14 protein-coding genes and 2 pseudogenes are annotated in these 19,418 nt (G+C 70.6%); 8 read left to right on the forward strand and 8 right to left on the reverse strand.

Features of this window, described 5'->3' with window-relative positions; translation table 11 throughout:
• The first annotated feature begins 152 nt into the window (after positions 1 to 152).
• Positions 153 to 2,594 (forward strand): cytochrome P450/oxidoreductase, encoded by a 2,442-nt coding sequence (locus QE449_RS13685; protein ID WP_307108965.1) that lies wholly within the window; start codon positions 153 to 155, stop codon positions 2,592 to 2,594.
• A 33-nt stretch (positions 2,595 to 2,627) separates the two neighbouring features.
• On the opposite strand, the gene QE449_RS13690 is transcribed toward QE449_RS13685, so the two are convergent.
• The 5 genes and pseudogenes from QE449_RS13690 to QE449_RS13710 all read right to left on the reverse strand — a co-directional run bounded on the left by QE449_RS13690 (position 2,628) and on the right by QE449_RS13710 (position 6,668).
• The gene (locus QE449_RS13690) at positions 2,628 to 3,185 is read right to left on the reverse strand and encodes a TetR family transcriptional regulator (protein WP_027506893.1); all 558 of its coding nucleotides are present in this window, start codon (positions 3,183 to 3,185) and stop codon (positions 2,628 to 2,630) included.
• 27 nt (positions 3,186 to 3,212) lie between these two features.
• Positions 3,213 to 4,539, reverse strand: a pseudogene (locus tag QE449_RS13695) (ATP-binding protein).
• A gap of 12 nt (positions 4,540 to 4,551) precedes the next feature.
• The gene (locus tag QE449_RS13700) at positions 4,552 to 5,235 is read right to left on the reverse strand and encodes a response regulator transcription factor (protein WP_222638688.1); all 684 of its coding nucleotides are present in this window, start codon (positions 5,233 to 5,235) and stop codon (positions 4,552 to 4,554) included.
• Between the two features lie 9 nt (positions 5,236 to 5,244).
• A complete protein-coding gene (locus QE449_RS13705) occupies positions 5,245 to 5,787 on the reverse strand; it encodes a PH domain-containing protein (RefSeq protein WP_222647010.1) in 543 nt (180 codons plus the stop codon).
• Positions 5,788 to 5,813: 26 nt separating this feature from the next.
• Positions 5,814 to 6,668: a biotin--[acetyl-CoA-carboxylase] ligase gene (locus QE449_RS13710; protein WP_056448034.1), complete on the reverse strand. Its 855-nt coding sequence runs from the start codon at positions 6,666 to 6,668 to the stop codon at positions 5,814 to 5,816.
• A 77-nt stretch (positions 6,669 to 6,745) separates the two neighbouring features.
• Between QE449_RS13710 and QE449_RS13715 the strand changes: the two genes are divergently transcribed.
• Positions 6,746 to 8,407 (forward strand): acyl-CoA carboxylase subunit beta, encoded by a 1,662-nt coding sequence (locus tag QE449_RS13715; RefSeq protein WP_261769639.1) that lies wholly within the window; start codon positions 6,746 to 6,748, stop codon positions 8,405 to 8,407.
• A gap of 3 nt (positions 8,408 to 8,410) precedes the next feature.
• Here QE449_RS13715 and QE449_RS13720 read toward each other — a convergent pair whose 3' ends face one another.
• Genes QE449_RS13720 through QE449_RS13730 form a run of 3 tightly spaced genes read right to left on the reverse strand, consistent with a single transcriptional unit; the run spans position 8,411 to position 12,433 of the window.
• Positions 8,411 to 9,808 carry a hypothetical protein gene (locus QE449_RS13720; RefSeq protein ID WP_027506899.1) on the reverse strand — a complete coding sequence of 466 codons (1,398 nt, stop codon included), beginning with the start codon at positions 9,806 to 9,808 and terminating at the stop codon, positions 8,411 to 8,413.
• Positions 9,795 to 11,141 (reverse strand): hypothetical protein, encoded by a 1,347-nt coding sequence (locus QE449_RS13725; RefSeq protein ID WP_307108966.1) that lies wholly within the window; start codon positions 11,139 to 11,141, stop codon positions 9,795 to 9,797. The genes QE449_RS13720 and QE449_RS13725 overlap by 14 nt, the downstream gene beginning before the upstream one ends.
• On the reverse strand, positions 11,138 to 12,433 hold the full coding sequence (locus tag QE449_RS13730; RefSeq protein WP_307108967.1) for a glycosyltransferase: 1,296 nt from the start codon (positions 12,431 to 12,433) through the stop codon (positions 11,138 to 11,140). The genes QE449_RS13725 and QE449_RS13730 overlap by 4 nt, the downstream gene beginning before the upstream one ends.
• Before the next feature lie 443 nt (positions 12,434 to 12,876).
• Here QE449_RS13730 and QE449_RS21455 point away from each other — a divergent pair.
• The 6 genes and pseudogenes from QE449_RS21455 to QE449_RS13755 all read left to right on the forward strand — a co-directional run.
• Positions 12,877 to 13,035, forward strand: a pseudogene (locus QE449_RS21455) (glycosyltransferase); the annotation flags it as partial.
• Between the two features lie 553 nt (positions 13,036 to 13,588).
• The gene (locus tag QE449_RS13735; protein WP_307108968.1) at positions 13,589 to 14,215 is read left to right on the forward strand and encodes a glycosyltransferase; all 627 of its coding nucleotides are present in this window, start codon (positions 13,589 to 13,591) and stop codon (positions 14,213 to 14,215) included.
• The gene (locus QE449_RS13740) at positions 14,212 to 15,087 is read left to right on the forward strand and encodes a glycosyltransferase family 2 protein (RefSeq protein ID WP_307093341.1); all 876 of its coding nucleotides are present in this window, start codon (positions 14,212 to 14,214) and stop codon (positions 15,085 to 15,087) included. The genes QE449_RS13735 and QE449_RS13740 overlap by 4 nt, the downstream gene beginning before the upstream one ends.
• Positions 15,088 to 15,145: 58 nt before the next feature.
• Positions 15,146 to 16,606, forward strand: a complete 1,461-nt coding sequence (locus QE449_RS13745) for a condensation domain-containing protein (RefSeq protein WP_307108969.1) — start codon at positions 15,146 to 15,148, stop codon at positions 16,604 to 16,606.
• Positions 16,603 to 18,033: a condensation domain-containing protein gene (locus QE449_RS13750; RefSeq protein ID WP_307108970.1), complete on the forward strand. Its 1,431-nt coding sequence runs from the start codon at positions 16,603 to 16,605 to the stop codon at positions 18,031 to 18,033. Before QE449_RS13745 ends, QE449_RS13750 begins: the two co-directional genes overlap by 4 nt.
• The gene (locus QE449_RS13755) at positions 18,024 to 19,412 is read left to right on the forward strand and encodes a condensation domain-containing protein (RefSeq protein ID WP_307108971.1); all 1,389 of its coding nucleotides are present in this window, start codon (positions 18,024 to 18,026) and stop codon (positions 19,410 to 19,412) included. The genes QE449_RS13750 and QE449_RS13755 overlap by 10 nt, the downstream gene beginning before the upstream one ends.
• The last annotated feature ends 6 nt before the right edge of the window (positions 19,413 to 19,418 follow it).

The following is a 19,418-nucleotide window of genomic DNA, read 5'->3' on the forward strand; positions in this document are numbered from 1 at the left end:
CCCCCCTCTCCTCACTCACCCGGCGACGGGCCCGCTGGTGCGCTGCCGCTCAGCGGCGACAATACGTCGACTATTGTCATCTTCGGATACACATGGTTTAGTTCTGTCATCCCACTCGTCAGAACCATCCCAGCACCGAGGCGGTAGTCGTCATGAGCGTTCGCGACACGATCATCACGAGAACACAGGCACTGGTCCCGATGGAGCGTCAGATCCAGGGACTGCATCTGTGGCAGCGCGCGAAGAGGCTCGTGGTGAGCGACGGGCAGCCACACTTCCGTGAGTCCGCGATCCCCGACGTGGCGGAGCTGGATCTGACCGAGATCGATGTCAGCAACCCGTTCCTGTGGCGGCAGGGATCGTGGGAGGCCTATTTCCGGAGACTGCGAGACGAGTCGCCCGTGCACTTCCGGGCCGACAGCGCGTTCGGGCCGTTCTGGTCCGTCACGCGCTACGACGACATCGTCGCAGTCGACCGGGATTTCGAGACGTTCTCGGCGGAACCGCAGATCATCCTGGGCACACCGCCGGAGGGTCTCGACATCGAGATGTTCATCGCGATGGACCCGCCGCGCCACGATCAGCAGCGCGCCGCGGTGCAAGGCGTCGTCGCACCTCGGAATCTGGAGGAGATGGAGGGTCTCATCCGCTCGCGGGTCGCGGAGGTCCTCGACGAGCTCCCGGTGGGCGAGCCCTTCGACTGGGTCGACCGGGTCAGCATCGAGTTGACCTCGCGGATGCTCGCGACGCTGCTCGACTTCCCGTACGAGGAACGTCGGAAGTTGGTCGAGTGGACCGATCTGGTGGCCGCGAGCGCGTCGGCCACCGGCGGGTCCACCGACACGGACGCGGCGTATCGGGCCGCGGCGGAAGCAGCGCGCAGTTTCAGTGCGCTGTGGCACGACAAGGCGGCGCGCCTCGCAGCCGGCGAGAAGCCCGGGTACGACCTCATCACCCTCATGCAGCTCTCCGAGGACACGAAGGACCTGATCGACCGCCCGATGGAGTTCCTGGGCAACATCGTCCTGCTCGTCGTCGGCGGCAACGACACCACCCGCAATTCGATGACGGGCGGACTGCTGGCCCTGAACCAGTTCCCGGAGCAGTTCGATCGCCTGCGCGCCGATCCGGGCCTGGTACCGAAGATGGTCCACGAGATCCTGCGGTGGCAGACGCCCCTCGCCTACATGCGCCGCATCGCGACTCGAGACACCGTCCTGAACGGTCAGTTCGTCCGCGAGGGCGACAAGGTCGTCATGTGGTACGCCTCGGCCAACCGCGACGAGCGCACGTTCGACGACCCGGACAGCTTCGTGATCGACCGGCGCAACGCACGGCATCACCTCGCGTTCGGCATCGGCACCCACCGCTGCATGGGAAGTCGGCTCGCGGAGATGCAGCTGCGGATCCTCTGGGAGGAGCTGCTGACGCGCTTCGACGACATCGAGGTCCTCGCGGAGCCGACGCGCGTGCAGTCCAACTTCGTTCGTGGCTACAGCTCCATGATGGTGACGACGACACCGAAGGGCGGGGAGCGTCGACGGCACGGCACCTACCGCACCGACAGGAAGGCCGCCGGCGCCGCTCCCGTGGTGGACACGTCCACCGTCACGACCCCTCGGCAGCGCCGCGACGGCGACGGAGCAGAGCGGACGCAGCTCGATGTGCGGGTCGCGCACCGGCGTACCGCGGCGGAGGGCGTCGTCGAACTCGTCCTCACCGATGCCGCCGGCGGATCGCTGCCGTCCTGGACGCCCGGCGCGCACGTCGAACTGATGCTGCGCCCCGACCTGGTCAGGCACTACTCACTCTGTGGAGACACCGCCGACGAGTCCTCGTGGACGATCGCGGTCCTGCGCGAGCCGGACGGCCGCGGCGGCTCGGCGCACGTGCACGACCACCTGCCGGAGGGAGCCACTCTGCGAGCACGAGGGCCGCTCAACCACTTCGCACTCGATCCCGCACCGAGCTACCTCTTCATCGCCGGCGGCATCGGCATCACACCGATCCGCGCCATGATCGCCGCTGCCCGAGCCGACGGCGCCGAGTGGAACCTGGTGTACACCGGTCGATCTCGTTCGTCCATGGCGTTCCTCGACGAGTTCGACGGCGACGACCGCGTGACGGTCTGGGCCAAGGACGAACGCGGCGAGCGTGTCGATCTCGACACCGTGCTGGGTGAGCCCCGGCCCGAGACCCTGATCTACTGCTGCGGGCCCGGCCCGCTCCTCGATGCCGTGGAGAACGCGTGCGCGGCGTGGCCGGACGGGAGCCTGCACCTGGAGCGTTTCGCGGCCGAGACCGTCGAGGCACCCGACGACGCGCTCGACTCGTTCGAGGTCGAGTGCGCGCGCTCGGGGGTGACCGTCACCGTGCCCGACGGCACGTCGATCTTCGACGCCGTCGAGAAGGCCGGCGCCGACGTCATCGGGTCGTGCATGGAAGGCATCTGCGGGACGTGCGAGGCCGACGTCCTGAGCGGCACTCCCGACCACCGCGACTCCGTGCTGTCGCGTCGCGAACGCGAACGCGGGGACACGGTCATGATGTGTGTCTCGCGATCGCTCTCGTCGAAGCTGGTGCTCGACCTGTAGTGCGCCGGGCCGGTGGGACCGAGCCGAGTCCGCTCAGGCGAACCCGCGGACCACCCGGTCGATGCGATCCACCGCCTCGTCCACGTCCACGGACGGTTGCACCAGATGGCTCAGCGTCAGTCGAACCACGCAGTCCACCAACGCGTCCGGCGCTCTCTCGCCCACCAACGCACCGACGGCACTGTTCGCGTGGCCCAACACGGCGTCGGGGTGGACCGTGACCAGGGCGAGCAGACCCGAATCGTGCCCCGGCCGCAGAACGGCTGCGAGAGCGACATTGGCCCGACCGTGTTCGAGCACGCCCCGAACAGCAGCGGAGATGCCGTCCTCGAAGCTGTCGGGATGTGCTGCCAGCCCGGTGCGCACCTGCTCCAGGAATCGCTCGACCTCGCGGTCCACGACGGCGCGACCGAGGTCGTCCTTGGTGCCCACCTCCTTGTAGAGGCTCTGCCGGGGCACCCCGGAACGCTTCGCGACCTCGGTCATGCTCAGGCCGTCCCACCCGCGGTCGGCGATGATCTCCACCCCGGCGTCGAGCACCCGCTCGAGTCGCAGAGTCCGCAGTTCGGAATAGAAGTCGGGCGCAGTCACGTCGCGAGCCTAGGTGAGCCGAGCCGGTCAGCGCGGTTCGGACATCCCGGCCGGGATCACCTGGTCCACGCGTGCCGCGGGCAGGAACACCGCGAAGAGCGCGGGACGTCGGCGCTGCAGTTCGAGTCGTCCCCCGTCCGCCTCGACCAGCGCGCGGGCGAGGGCGAGGCCCACCCCGGTGGATCCGGCGCCGGAGAAACCGCGGTCGAAGATGTGCGGCGCGAGTTCGTCGCTGACGCCGGTTCCCTCGTCGGAGACCTCCACGACCACGGGCGGCCGTGGTCCGTCCTGCGCGGGTGCACGCGACTCCCCCACGAGGGCGCACCGTGACGACGCAGCGCCCGCCGCCGTGGTCCAGCGCGTTGTGCAGCAGCACCGACACCGCCTCGCGGAGCCGGGAACCCGTGACCAGGGCGGTGACCGACGAGTCGCCGCGCAGCTCGAGGTCGCGCCCGGCATCGGCGAACGGCCCGCGCCAGTCGTCGATGACGGGTTCGAGTTCGCCGCGCACGCGCACGGTCGAGGCGTCGGCCGCGCCGTCACTGCGGGACGACCGCACGAGGTCGTCGATCGCGGTGGTGAGCCGGTCCACCTGGGCCATCGCCTCGTTGGCCTCGGTGACCACCTCGGGATCGGGGTGTCCGGACAGCTCGTCGAGACGCAGGCGCACCGCGGTGAGACGGCTGCGCAACTGGTGGGAGACGTCCGCGACGAGGGAGTGTTCGCGTTGCAGGCGCCCCACGATCTCCACCGATGCGGAGTCCAGCACGTCGGACACCCGGTCGAGTTCGGGAATGCCGTGGCGGGTGGGGTCCTTGCGGAAATCGCCCTCGGCCAGCCGGGCGGCCCGCCCCGCGACGTGCTGCAGGGGCGTGGAGAGTCGACGGGACGTGAGGACGGCGACGACGGTGCCGGCCGCGATCGAGGCCAGGACGACGAGCGCCACCGCGCCGACGGCCTGCTTCTGGGCGGTGCGCATCTCGTCGGACGGCACTTCGAGGAGCAGCGACCCGGAGGTGCCCATCGAGAGGGACTCCTCGATCGGATCCTCGACGGACGGTGCGCCGATGTCCATCCGGGACGCCGGGTTCTCGGGGGTGGGGTAGACGACGACGAGGCGCCCGCCCATGGGCACGACGAGACGCAGCGAGGCGGTGTCGAGGCCGCCGTCCACGCGGCCGTCCCCGCCCTCCTGATCGATGATCTCGGACGCCATGCGCTCGAGCCGGGTGCGCAGGTCGCCGCGAGTGAAGTCCTCGACCCACAGCCAGGCGGTGTAGGTCAACGGGATGCCGAGCAGCATGCCGGTGAGGATGACGACCGCGAGGATCGACTGCAGGATCCGACGCCTCATGCGGTGGCCCGGTCAGTCCGTGTTGATCCGGAAGCCGACGCCGCGCACGGTCGCGATGCGTCGTTCGGCCACCGAGCCCTCGTCGCCGATCTTGCGGCGCAGCCAGGACATGTGCATGTCCAGCGTCTTCGAGCCGCGCAGCTCGGCGTCGCCCCACACCTCGCGCAGAATGGTCTCGCGCGAGACCACCTGACCGGCATGGTCGAGCAGGATCTTGAGAAGTTCGTACTCCTTGTTGGCCAGGGGGATCTCGTGGCCGTCGAGCAGGACGCGCCGTGCGGCGGGTTCGAGGCGCAGGCCGCCCACCTCGATGGTGCCGTCCTCGGAGGCCGCGCCGCGGCGCCGGAGCAGGGCCCGGACCCGCGCCATGAGCTCGGCGACGCGGAAGGGCTTGCTCACGTAGTCGTCGGCTCCCGCGTCGAGACCGACGACGAAGTCGACCTCGTCGGTGCGTGCGGTGAGCATCAGGACGGCGAGGTCGGACCTGGTGGCGCGGATCTGCCGGCACACCTCGAGGCCGTCCATCCCGGGGAGCCCGAGATCGAGGATCAGGAGATCGAACGAGCCTTCCAGGGCGCGCGCGAGCGCTGCCGGACCGGTCTGCTCGACCGTCACCGTGTACCCCTCTCGTCCGAGTGCGCGGGACAGCGGGGTCGCGATGGCTTCATCGTCTTCGGCGAGCAGGACTTCGGTCACCGGACCACCCTACGTAGTGCGCGCCGGACCGAGATCGTCTCCGTCGTCCCAGCCGTGATTCTGGGAGTCGAAGACCTGGTGGTACAGCAGGGAGTGGACCCGCTCGACGTCGGGGATGTCGTCGAACTCGAGGGGGTCGTCGGAGCTCGCCACGATCACCAGGGTGCCGGTCTTCAGGAGCCGATCGAGAAGACCGTGACGGAACTGCACGTTGGACACCCGGCGTACCGGGATGTCGATGCCCGAGTGCGACAGCACACCCTGGCGGACGAGGACGCGTCGGTCGGTCACGACGAAATGTGTGGACCGCCACCGCAGTACGGGGACAGCGGTGCGCCAGGCGATCAGCCCGAGCCACACCACCGCGACGGCGATCAGCGCGGCGGACCGCGCCGTGGACTCCAGCGACCGTCCGATCAGACCCACGAGGAAGCCCGCGAGAAGTGTCGCGACGAGGAACGTCAGCACCGGCAGCACGAGCATCTTCCAGTGCGGGTGCCGATGCAGGATCAGGTCCTCCTCGTGCCCCAGTGCGTCCTGCGGAAACGACATGCGATTCTCCTGAGGGGAAGGGGCGGTCAGGCGTCGAGCGCGCGGAGGTGAGTGACGTCGCCCGCCGAGACGGCGACCGGCGTGGTGTCCCCCGACTCGGGCACGATCACCACCCGACCGTGCTCGTCGATGTCGGTCGCGACGCCCACCAGCTCGGTGTCGCCCGGCATCGTGACCCGCACGCGGCGGCCGAGAGTATCGCACCGGGAGCGGTACAGCTCCGCGATCGGCGCGGTGTCCCACCCCGACTCCCGCCACTCGTCCAGTGCCGAACCCATGGCCCGCAGGAAGGCGCGCACCACGGTGCCGCGATCGATCACCGCCGCGCCGGCCAGTTGCAGGGACGTCGCCGTCGGGACGGGCAGCTCCGCCTCGGTGAGGCTGACGTTGATGCCGACTCCGGACACCGCCGTCACGACGGGATGGGTCGAGGCCACCTCCACCAGGATGCCCGCCACCTTGCCTCCGGCGTAGCCGGACGACTCGTCGCCGCGGATGAGGACGTCGTTGGGCCACTTGAGCACCGCGTCGACCTCGGTGACGGTGCGCAGCACGTCGACCACCGCGACACCGGTGAGCAGCGGGAGCCACCCCACCGATCCGGGCGGCACGCCGGGCAGCTTGACCAGCGCCGACACGATGACCTGCGACCGCGCGGGAGCGGTGAACGACCGCGAGTGCCGTCCGCGGCCCGCGTCCTGGACGTCGGCGATCAGCGCGGTGCGGTCACCGGCGGTGTCGGCGACGGCCAGCAGGTCCGCGTTGGTCGATCCGGTCCGCGCCACGACGTCGACACGCGACCACGATCCGCGGGGTCCCTCGACGAGTGCGCGGGTGAGCGCACGCCCGTCGAGCGGCGGTCTGTCCAGGTTCTCCCACATGGGGCCGAGCATAGAGACGCGGCCGACGCACCACCCCTGCCACGTCCGGCGGCGCGGCGTCGATACAGTGCTGGTCTATGACGAGTGTTCAGGATGCGTCCGCGCAGGAATCAGTGGCTCGAGAAGAGACGGGGGCTGCCGCACCCGACATCCACACCACTGCCGGAAAGCTGGCCGAGCTCGCCGCCCGCCAGGCCCAGGCCGAGAAGCCCATGGGCGAGGCGGCCGTGGAGAAGGTGCACGCCAAGGGCAAGCTCACCGCCCGCGAACGCATCACCGCCCTCCTCGACGAGGGCTCGTTCGTCGAACTCGACGCCCTCGCCCGCCACCGCTCCGTCAACTTCGGCCTCGCCGACAACCGCCCCTTCGGCGACGGCGTCGTCACCGGCTACGGCACCGTCGACGGCCGCGACGTGTGCGTGTTCTCCCAGGACGCCACCGTCTTCGGCGGCAGCCTCGGCGAGATCTACGGCGAGAAGATCGTCAAGGTCATGGACCTCGCCCTCAAGACCGGACGCCCCCTCGTCGGCATCAACGAGGGCGCCGGCGCCCGTATCCAGGAAGGCGTCGTCTCCCTCGGCCTCTACGGCGAGATCTTCCACCGCAACGTCCGCATGTCCGGCGTCGTCCCCCAGATCTCGCTGATCATGGGACCGGCCGCGGGCGGGCACGTCTACTCCCCCGCCCTCACCGACTTCGTCGTCATGGTCGACAAGACCTCCCAGATGTTCGTCACCGGACCCGACGTCATCAAGACCGTCACCGGCGAGAACGTCACCATGGAGGACCTCGGCGGCGCCCACACCCACATGGAGAAGTCCGGCGTCGCCCACTACGTCGCCTCCGGCGAGCAGGACGCCCTCGACTACGTCCGCGAACTCCTGGGCTACCTCCCCTCGAACAACCAGGCCACCGCGCCCCGCCTTGCCCCCTCGGACCCCATCGACGGGGCCATCGCCGACTCCCTCACCGCCGAGGATCTGGAACTCGACACCCTGATCCCGGACTCGCCGAACACCCCGTACGACATGCACGAGGTCATCCGCCGCATCCTCGACGACGACGAGTTCCTCGAGGTGCAGGAAGGGCGGGCCCGCAACATCATCGTCGGGTTCGGCCGCGTCGACGGGCGCAGCGTCGGCATCGTCGCCAACCAGCCCACCGCGTTCGCCGGCACCCTCGACATCGACGCCTCCGAGAAGGCCGCCCGGTTCGTGCGCACCTGCGACTGCTTCAACATCCCGATCATCACCCTCGTCGACGTCCCCGGCTTCCTGCCGGGCACCGATCAGGAGTTCAACGGCATCATCCGCCGCGGCGCGAAACTGCTCTACGCCTACGGCGAGGCCACCGTCGGCAAGATCACCGTCATCACCCGCAAGGCCTACGGCGGCGCGTACGACGTGATGGGGTCCAAGCACATGGGCGCCGATCTCAACCTCGCGTGGCCCACCGCGCAGATCGCCGTCATGGGAGCCTCCGGCGCCGTCGGCTTCGTCTACCGCAAGCGCCTCCTCGAGGCCGCGAAGAACGGTGACGACGTCGACGCACTGCGCCTCGAGCTGCAGAACGAGTACGAGGACACCCTCGTCAACCCGTACGTCGCCGCCGAACGCGGCTACGTCGACGCGGTGATCCCCCCGAGCCACACCCGCGGACAGATCGTCACCGCACTGCGCCTGCTCGAACGCAAGATGGTCACCCTGCCTCCGAAGAAGCACGGCAACATCCCGCTCTAGACCTCACCAGAACGAGTGCTCGAGTGACCACCGGTCGAGCTCCGCGGACACCGTCTCGCGGAGCCGGCCGGTGTCTCCCGCGTACTCGGGGTGGATGCCGAACACGGTGACCGTCACCTTGTCGCCGTACTCCACCGCCCACGCGGCGATCGCCGGTCCCTGTCGACGCCGGGCGGCCGCGTCGCGGCCCTGCATGATCGCGCGGATGCCGAACGACTCCGCGACCTGATCACCGAGTTCGAGGGCGCTCTGCGGCGCGGCGCCCAGGTTCGACACAGTGGTGTCCGGCCCGGCGATGGACGTCATCATCCGCCCGAGCACCCGGTCCGGAAGCAACCTGGCCACCGCCTGCAGGTGGTCGGTGACCGCGTCGTCCGTGGTCGCGTACTTCGCGAACGCCGCCTTGCTCAGCGCGCGGATCTCGCCGAGCCCCACCTCGGGTCCGATCGGCCCGGGCACCCGGATCCACACGCCCCCGGACGCATTCGCTCTGTCGTCGCCGTCGGCGCGGTTGCTCACCGCGATGCAGATGCGCGTGCCCTCGGGACCCGTCGGATGGCCGGACGCACGCAGAACCCCGCCCATGACGGCCGTGAAGAGGCTGTTCGGCGTACCACCGTGCTCGGCCGCGCGGGCGATCCACTCACGGCGATCGAGATCCACCACGGCGAGGGTGGTGTCGGACTCGGTCGGAGTGGGTTGGTCCGCGCGAGCCGCGACCGGCGCGGCGGTCGGGGCAGTCTCGTCGGATCGCGTGATCGCCGTCCGCAGCGCCGTCGCGCCCGCCGTCGCCGCCGCCTTCCCGATCACCGCGAGAGCCCGCGCCACCGCCGGAATCTGCGCCCCCGCGTCACGGAGATCGCCCCGCACGCCGGCCCACCCGGCGACGTCACGCCCGGTGGGCAGTGCCGAGCGCGTCGGCCCCCGGCGAGCCGCATCGAGCGCCGCGTACACGGCCTGGCCATCGGCGATCATGTGCGAGACCAGCAGTGCCAGAACGGTTCTCCCGGTATCGGTGTGCGCGCACTCGAGCGTGAAACCGCGTCCGGCAGACGGGTCGAGATCGGCCGCACGGAGCCGCGCATCGACCCAGTCCCCCACCGCGTCATCCGCGATGGTGCCCGGTTCGGTGTACACCGTGGCGGGGCGCTCGGCCCGCACCCATCGGTCGTGGCCGAACGGCACGGAGGTGGGGACCACCCGGCGGTCGAACGATCCCGACGCGAGCCGGTCGGCGAGCGTCGCGACGGCGTCCGCACCCGGGTCGGCCGGGAAGATCCACAGGTACTGGATCGGCGCCGTCCATCCGAAGAGTCGCTCCGCCAACGCGTACGACTCGTCGGCACCCGCCACGCGGTCTGCCGGGCGGACCTGAGCAGTGGTCACGTCACCAGAACTCATGCGGCACATCCCATCCGGTGAGCTCCGCGGACAGGGCTGTCGTCAGCGCCTGCGCGGAACCCACGCGTGTCTCGTCGAACCCGGCCACGGCGAAGGTCGCCGCACCGTCCGTCTCCAGGTACCAGGACTGCACACCCTCGCCGAAGCGTTGCGTGCCGGCGGGGTCGACGTGATGCGCCGTTCCCCGGAAGGCGACGTCCGTGGCGGTACGGCCGCCGACCCGGCGGAGACCGTCGAAGGACCCGAGATTCGACGCGACCACGTCGGGCATACCGGACCCGCCGCCCGTCACCACGGACGTCACGACGGACAGCGGGAGTACCTGGAGCAGCGGTTGCAGATGAATCATCGTCGGCCGGCGTCCGGCGGACAGCGCCGCGAACGCGTCCCGGCACAGCGCGCGGACACCGCCCAGATCGGAGCCCGGAACCACGCGCTCGGCGAGTGAGATCGACACGCCCCCGGTGGCATTGCTGCGCTGATCGTCGTCCCCCCGGCGCAGACTCATCGGGATGCCGACCTTTACGGGCAGCCCGTCGTCTGCGTAGCCGGTGGCGACGAGAGCACCGGCGAGTACCGCGACGAACAACGAGTTCCGTGTCCCGCCGTGACGCTGCGCGACGGCGTCCCACTCCGCCAGCGGCACCGTGATCGTCGCCCAGGACGGACGAGCCAGCGGTGCACGGGTGTGTGCGGGAGCGCGCGGGGTGACGGAGGCCGGACGTGCGACGCCGGAGCCGGTCGAGCGGAGATCGGACACCATCGCGACGGCGGTCCGTGCCACGCCGGCCACGGCTCCGACCACCTGACGTGCTGCGTCGCCGACGTCCCCGACGAGTGCGGCCGGCCCGGTCGGCGCGGCGCCGATGTCGTCGCGCACCCCGGCCGTGTCGGCGACGGCGGCCACAGCGGCCGCCGTCATCGCTCGGCCGTCCGCGACGAGGTGCAGGCAGGTGAGAGACAGCGCCGATCCACCGGTGGTCGTCCGGGTGGACCGCAGCGCCCAGCAGCGACCCTCCTCGGCGTCGAGGTCGACGGTCTCGAGATCGCGCGTCGCCCAGTCGAGGACCTCGTCCGGTGTCACAGACTCGTCGTCGAGCCGAACGGCGGGATCCCGGTCGGACCGGACCCAGCCCGGGCGGGCGACGGGAATCGACGGTCGCACGATGCGTCGATGCAGTGCTCCGCGCGCGAGTCCCACCGCCATCGCCGTCACGTCGGCGTCCGGCACCGCGTCGTCGAAGCGCCACACGAGTTGCAGGACCACGTCCCACCCGAACGCCTCGGAGAGGAACCAGTAGGTGAAGTCCTGATCCTGAAGCCGCGCCGTCATGCGACCACCGCGTCCGTCGGTGCGGGGCGGGCCGACTCCACGAGGTCGGACGCGCGGCGGACCGCCTCCGCGGGACTCGTCATGGCGGCGGCCACGGCGGCTGCGCCCGCGGCCGCCTCGGGCGTCAGAGCGAGGCGCAACGCCTTCTCCAACGACTGCGCCGTGATGTCGGAGGCGGACATCGCGGCGCCGCACGACAGGGCGACGACCCGCCGACCCCAGAAGGGCTGATCGGACGACACCGAGCACACCACCGTCGGCCGTCCGGCCCGCAGTCCCGCCGCGGTGGTCCCCGCGCCGCCGTGGTGCACGACGGCGCGGCACCGGGGGAAGACCGCGGCGTGGTCGACGGCGCCGGTCACACGGACGTGATCACCGAGCGCGTCGGCGGAGTCGACGTCGTTCCAGCCGGCGCACAACAGAACCCGTTCGCCCACGCGCGCCGCGGCATCCGCGACGGCGGCCAGGACGGCCGCCGGGTTCGTCACCGGCATGGATCCGAAGCCGACGTAGACGGGCGGGGGGCCGTCGTCGATCCACTCGTCCAGGGACGGGTCGGACCGCTGCGGATCCATCCGTGCCCGCAGCTCCGGGCACACCTCGAGGAAACCTGTGAGGGGACGCGTGCCGTCCCAGTCGACGGCGAGTTCGGGGCAGAACACCCGGTCGTAGGCCTGGATCTCGACGGTCCGGCGACGGGCCATGCGACTGGGAAGCGGTGACGACACCGTGGGGATGCCCAGGGAGCGGCGCAGCGTGTTCTCGCGCCGCCGGGTCGCCGTCCACAGGACATGGTCCAGCACGGTCCAGGCAAGTCCGACGACCGCAGCCGGCGCACCGTCGATGCCGGGCACCGGTGAGTACCGCGGGTTGGCGCGCACCGGCGCGTGATGCAGCGCGACGAGACCGATCCCGCGCGCCTCGGCGAGGGGCAGCGCGATCTGTTCGGTGGTGATGCCGGTGAGCAGCACGTCCGGCGCCGTGGTGTCGACGACGTCGCGCAGTTCCGTCACCATCTGGTCCCACCCGAAGTTCCACAGTGCGGCGAGCGCCCGCGCACGGTCGGCGACCGACCCGCGGGACAGGCCGTGACGGACCAGGTCCGAGTTCATGTGCTCGCGGGTGTCGTACCCGAACGGCACCGTCTCGAGTCCGACCCCGCGGGCCAGGTGCACGAGGTTGGGCGGAACTGCCATGACCACGTGGTGGCCCCGGCCCGCCAGATCCGAACCCAGGACGACGGCAGGTTGTACGTCGCCTCGCGTTCCGCTGACGGCCATGACGATGCGCACGACTCGATTCCCCCTCGGACATACCTGATGTGGAGTGCGCCGGAAATGGCGTCTCGTCCGCTTGTGTCACTTGTTCGTACCATTCGACGCACGGGACGGCATGTCGTGGTGCCGATCCGAGAACTGGACCACGGACAGACCTCGAGGTCGGGAACGCACGCTGGTCACAAGCAGTGCCGCAGTCGACTTGTCAAGGCTGACAGCAGAATACGCCGAACAAGGAGGTCGGGTCGGCGCAGCGGCGTGGGATGTCACGACGGGCCCGATCGCAACTCGGACAGCGAGACACTCGTCACCCTGGCGTGTCGGTGTGGCGTAGGACGTCACGATTGGCGGAGTCCCACCATGTCTGCAATGGTCGTTCCACGAACAGTTCGCGGAGGTCATCAGTTGCGGACGCTCGGCGCGCGGGGGTCGCGGAGCAACGCTCGAGGGGGTGAGACATGCAGGTCACGTTGGCATTTCAGGGAAGTAGAGGCGACGTGCAGCCCGGCGTCGTCCTGGCCACCGAGCTGGAACGACGTGGACACCGGGTGGTGCTCGCCGTTCCGCCGAACCTCGTCGCCTTCGCCGCGTCCGCCGGCCTCGATGCTCGCCCGTGCGGTGTGGACACCGCGGAGCTGCTCACCTCGCCCCTCGTGACCCGAGACATGGCCTCGCGCAACCCGCGCCGCCGGTTGGCAGCCGTCACGGCCGTCACCGTCGCGGGAGGTCGCGCCGCGCGAGCCGCACTGACCGACCTGGCCGCCGGCAGCGATGTCCTCGTGGGGTCGTCCGTCGGTCAGGAGAGCGCATACGACGTCGCCGAGGTGCACTCGATTGCCTACGCACCCCTGCACTTCTGCCCGGTTCGCAGCAATGGCGTCGCCTCCGTCGTCCCGGTACCGTCGGCCTTCCCGGGGTTCGTGCACCGCGCGGCGTGGTGGGCGCTCGACACCACACTGTGGCGCGCCTCCCGTGGTGCGCACACCACCCTCCGAGCAGAACTCGGACTTCCGCCCATGACATCCAGTGTCGCTGGGGCGCTGGCGCGTTCCGGCGTCACCGAGATCCAGGCGTACGACGCGGCGCTGGTTCCCCGGGCTCACGGAGGAATGGGGCCCGGCGCGACCTCTCACCGGTTTCCTGCATCCCGACGCCCGCACTCGCGCCGCGGTGCAGCGAGCTGTCCCGGTCACCGACGGTCTCGATTCCTGGCTCCGCGCGGGCACACCACCGGTGTACATCGGGTTCGGCAGCATGACGGTCCCCGGCGGCGCGGCTCTTCTCGACGAACTCGTCGCTGCCGTTCGGCGTGCCGGGAGACGCGTTCTGCTCGTCGGCGGCTGGGACGACCGGCTGCTGCGCGAGAACGCCCCCGGTTCCAGCGAGTTCGGGCACGATGTCCTCTCGGTGTCGGCCGTCGACCACACCGCGGTGCTCCCGCAGTGCGAGGCCGTCGTCCACCACGGCGGCGCCGGGTCCACCGCCGCCGGTCTGCGCGCCGGTCGACCCACTCTCGTGTGTCACGTCGGTGCCGATCAACCCCTGTGGGGACGACGCGTCGTCGCCTCGCGAGTCGGCGCGAGCGTCGCCGCACGATCGGTGTCCTCCGCCTCGCTCGATGCCGCTCTGACCCGGGTGCTCCACCCACGGACACGTTCTGCTGCAGAGCGTCTCGCGGATTCCCTCGTCTCGCCCACCGATGCGGTCCGGCGGTGCGCCGACCTCGTCGAGGCGGCAGCGCAGCGCCGCAGGGCCCCGCTGCACCCGACCGCCTCGCGAACGGAGACCTCCCGATGAACCGACTGTCCCTGTCCGTCGTCGTCCCGGCATTCGACGAGGAGGAGTGTATCGGTGCGTGCCTGGACCTGCTGTGCACCCAGCTCGACTGCATCACCGAGATCATCGTCGTGGACAACAACTCCGCGGACGGCACCCGTGACATCGTGCGACGACATGCCACGGACCACCCCGAGATCCGCGTGGTGACCGAGAAGCAGCAGGGTCTCGTCTTCGCCCGGAACGCCGGTATGGATGCGGCGTCCGGGGATCTCGTCGCCCGGATCGATGCCGACACCCGCGTGCCCGATGACTGGGCGGCAACGATTCTCGACTTCTTCGCCGCCGACGTCGACCAGCACTGGGCCGCCGCGTGCGGACGCGGTGAGGCGTACGAGCTGCCCTACGGCGACGCGGCCGCCCGCATCAAGGCGCGGTGGTCACCGCTCGCCCGGCGGTCGCCGTCCACGCCGGAGGTCCGCGACGTTCCGGTCCTCTACGGCTCCAACATGATCCTGCGCCGCGAGACGTGGAAGCTGATCCGCGAGGACGTCTCGCTGCGCCGCGACGTCTTCGAGGACGTCGACATGGGGCTCTGCGTCCAGGAGTCGGGCGGGCGGAACGCCTTTCTGCCCTCCCTCACCGTGGGAGTGTCGCCGCGCCGAATGGAATCGGGAATGCGGTCCTTCGTCCGCTACATGGCGTGCCTCCCCCGAACCCTGCGACTGCATCGACGCCACGCGCTCGCGGCGGCAGCGCTCGTGCTGTACGTGCCGGGGGTGTCCGCGCTCCACGCCTGCCGACTCGTGATGATCCGCGCCTACGACAGCGACAGCGGATCCTTCTCCGCGCGACATCTCCTGCGCCCCCGCACCGATCGCGGAATGCCCTGAGCGCACCGCTCCACTTCCCGACCCTGCGATCTCGACCCGAACGGACGTGAGACCGAAGATGGAATTCACCGAGCTCGCCGATCACCCGCTCCCCCGGGGCGTGGTGACCGAGTGGATCCCCACTGTCACCGCGACCGACCGCTGGTATCGGGACGACCGACCACTGGCCTACACGCACGAGGAACATTGCCGTCACAGCCTCGCCAAGGCTGCCACGGGATCCTCGGACGAGATCGGCGCCGCCTGGATCGGGGCGGTGTTCGAGATCCACGACCGGTACGACGCCGAGGCGCTGCGTCGTGCTCTGCGCGCGTGGACCTCTCGCCACGAGACCTTCCGCTCGACGGTCACGACGGACGGCGTCGACGCCGACGGCGGCGCCCGTCTCGCCCGCTCCACCGTCCCGGAGGATGCGGTGGACGTGGTTCCGCGTGTACTCGGGCGTCGGCGCACGGGATCCGACGTGCACGCCGACGTCTCGGACTTCTTCGCCCGCACCCTGTCGCCGTTCCGGTGGCCGCACTGCGTGGTCGCCACGGTCGAGGACATGGCCCCGAGTTCGTCGACCGAGGAGGACGACGAGACTGACCGGTTCCTGCTCGTCTTCGGAGCCGACCACTCCGTCATGGACGCGTACTCGATGCTGTTGGCCGTCAGCGAACTCCGCCGGCTGTACGAGTTCGAGATCCACGCGCGCGATCCACGGCTGGCGGCGATCGGCAGTCATCTCGACTTCAGCGTCGTCGACCGGGAGACCGGTGACTGCCTGACCCCCGACCACGAGGTGGTCCGCACCTGGTCGTCCTTCCTCTCCGACGGCAGCTTCCCCCCGTTCCCCCTCCCGGTCGGCGCCGACGACGAGCACGGTCCCGAGCGGCAGAGCAGTCTCTCCCGGTACCTGTTGAGTGCGGCGGACACCGACGCGCTCGCCGCACACACCCGCGCGCGGGGTGCGTCCATGACCGCGGCCGTGGTCGGTGCGCTGGCACTGACCTCCCGCGACCTCGCGGGTGAACACCGACTGCGTGTGACCATGCCCATGCACACGCGCTTCGAGCCCCAGTACGCCGAATCGGTCGGCTGGTACGTGGGAGTGGTGCCGGTCGACGTCCACGTCGACCCCGCCTCGGACGTGGACGACGCCGTGCGCCGCGCTGCCGCCGGCCTGGACGCCGTCAAGGGCTATGCGCGCCAGCCGTACTCCCGTGTCGCGCGGCTGCTGAACGTGGACTCGGTGCCGCAGTTCGTGGTGTCCTACCTCGATCTGCGCCACACCCCCGATGCCGAGTCGTGGCCGCTGTGGAACACGCGCACACTCCGCAGTGCCACCGCCTCCCGCGACGAGGTCTACTTCTGGATCCTCCGCACGCCGCTCGGCCTCAGCATCGCGGCCCGGTTCCCCGGCCACGAGGAGGCGGTCCGCAACGTGCACGCCTACCTCGCCCGATTCCAGGAGGTGTTGCGCGAGTCCGCCGGCGCCGTCGTCGAGAGCGGGGCGGACAGGACGGTGCACGCATGATCATCACGGCGATGCGCAACTGGAAACCCGCACCCGGCGAACTGCTCGAGTGGCATCCGGTCGACGACGCACGGCCGCTCGTCGAGTCCGCACCGGTCGATCCCACCCCGCCGTCGTTCCTGCAGGAGAACCATGTTCGCGGTGTGCGCGCGGTGGCGGACCGGGGAGGCACGCACACCGCGTACCTCGGCTCCGCGACCGAGGTCGCCGGAGATCTCGACGTCGCCGCGTTGACCCTCGCCTTCGAGCAGTTCCTCCTGCGCCACGAGGGACTGCAGACGTGGTTCGAGACGGACGGCGGCGCGGTCGTGCGGCGCCGCGTTCCCCCGGCGGCCGCGCGCCTGCGGGCCGTCTCCGCGGGCGAGTGCTCGGCGCCCGACCAGTTCCTCGACTACGTGCGCGATCGGCTCTCGCGGGACGCCACACCCCTGAGTTGGCCCGCCGTGGCGTTCGGGGCGGTGGCGCGACCGGGGGGATTCACGCTCTACTACGGAGCGGACCACGCGTTCTCCGACGGCGCCTCGCAGGTCCTGGTCCTGGCGGAGCTGATCGATCTCTATCGCGCGGCGCAGTCGAACCGTGCACCCACCGACATCTCGGCGTGGACCGGGAGCTTCCTCGAGCACGTCGCGATCGAGAACGAGAAGGCCGAGGCCGTCGACGCCGACTCCCCCGAGCTGGCCGAGTGGATCGACGTCGTGCGAGCCCACGGCGGCGCGATGCCGTCCTTCCCGCTCGACCTCGGACTCGCACCGGGTGAGACCGCTCCCGTCGAACCGATCGAGATGGACCTGCTGGGCGCGGACGACACCGCGGACTTCGACGCCGCGTGCCGGGAGGCGGGTGGGAAGTTCGTCACGGGCCTGTTCGCCGCGGTCGCGATCACCGATCACGAGCTCGCGGGCCGAGACGACTACGCCGGCATCACCGTGCTCGGTACCCGCCACCTCGGGGACTTCGCCCTGTCCCAGGGCTGGTTCTGCAATTTCGCGCCCGTGACGTTCCCCGTGGCGGGCGCCGGCGACTTCCGCACCCTCGTCGGTCGGGCGAGCGAGGCCTACGCCCGCACGAAGGCCACCGCGGCAGCGCCGATCGGGAAGGTGCTGCAGCTGCTCTTCGAGTCCGGTGTCGGCGGCGCCGGACTGGCATCGAGCCCGCACCTGTTGTCCTACATCGATTTCCGCTGGTTCCCCGGCCACGGCTCCGAGGCCGACGACGACGCGATCCTGTTCACCGGCGAGGGCCGCACCGCGAACGCGTCCATGTGGTTCAACCGGGACGATCGCCACTTCTATCTCGGGTCGCAGACTCCCGCGACGCCCGAGGCTCAGCGGCAGGTGGCGCGATACCACCAGCACCTGCGGGAGGTCCTGCAGACGGTCGCGCGGGACGGGAACCGCGTCGTCGGTGGTGGCGCGTGCACGTGATCGGAGTGGACGCCTGGGCCCCGCGCCCCGGCGTCGTCCTGCAGTGGCTCGTGCGTTCCGACGCCGAACCCGTTCCGTCGACGGTCCCGCCGTCGTTCAACCAGAGTGCGCACCTCGCCGACGTCGACGACGGAAGCACCTGGCTCGCAGCATCGTTCGACGTCCCGGGGCCGCTGGACACCGATGCCCTGGAGCGTTCTCTCGAGCGGTTGGTCGCACGCCACGGTTCGCTCCGGACCGGGTTCGTGCGGTCCGACGCCGGTCCGTCACGCGTGAACCATCCGCAGGGTGCGCTCACCCTCCGACGACGACCGGACATCGCGGTCCCCTCCGTCCCGGAGGCCCACCGCGTCGTGCGCGGCGCGCTCGACGCCGCGTGCGCTCCCTTCTCCGCACCGGCCTACACCTTCCTCGCCATCGATCGTCCGGACGTCTCCACGGTGGTGTGCGGGTTCGATCACGCGCACGTCGACGCGTATTCGCTGGCGGTCGTCATCGACGACGTCCGTCGGGGCTATCTCGGCGAGCCGGAGACCGCGCCGGATCCGGGTGACTTCGTCGACTACTGCGCAGCCGAGTCCGCGGGCACGCCGATCGACCTCGCGGACGACCGGCTCCGCACGTGGGTCGACTTCCTGCACGCGGGCGCCGGCGCTCCGCCACAGTTCCCTCTCGATCTCGGAGTCCCGCACGGGCGCACGGACCGCTGTGCGGTCCGCGTCGACACCCTGCTCACCGCACGGGAGGCCGACGCGGCCGAGACCGGGTGCCGGGCCGACGGGGCCAGCCTCTACGCCGGTGTGCTCGCGGCCATGGCGCACGCGGTACGCGACCTCGGTGGTGGCGCCACGGTTCCCCTGCTGTTCCCGCTGCACACCCGTCGATCCGCGGCATGGCGGTCGTCCGTCGGCTGGTTCGTCACCAACGCGCCGCTCGAGGTCGTCACCGAGAGCGACCTGAGGGCCACGATCCGCTCGACCGGTCCGGCGGTGCGACGCGCGGTCGCGCTGGGCGAGGTGCCCATCGCCCGCGTGGTCGAGGCCGCGGGCGGACTCCGGCGCCCGCGCAAGGACGTCTTCATGGTGTCCTACGTCGACTACCGGTCGGCCCCCGGACACGACCTGCTGCGCAGCATCGACGCCCACCACATCTCCAACGTCACCGTCTCCGACGACGCGCAGTTCTGGATCTCCCGCACCGCGGACGGTCTCGCACTGCGGAGCCGGTTCCCCGACAACCCGACCGCCCGCACCACGATCGAGGCCTTCGTGGCCGCCGTCACGGACCACCTCGCACTCGTCGCCCAGCCGTGCGAGGCCGCCCTACGGTTCGCGGTGGACACCCGGACCGCGGCCGACGCGCCGGTCACCGTCCCCTAGAGTTCG

It is taken from the genome of Rhodococcus sp. SORGH_AS_0303, from assembly GCF_030819335.1.
Taxonomy (GTDB): domain Bacteria; phylum Actinomycetota; class Actinomycetes; order Mycobacteriales; family Mycobacteriaceae; genus Rhodococcoides.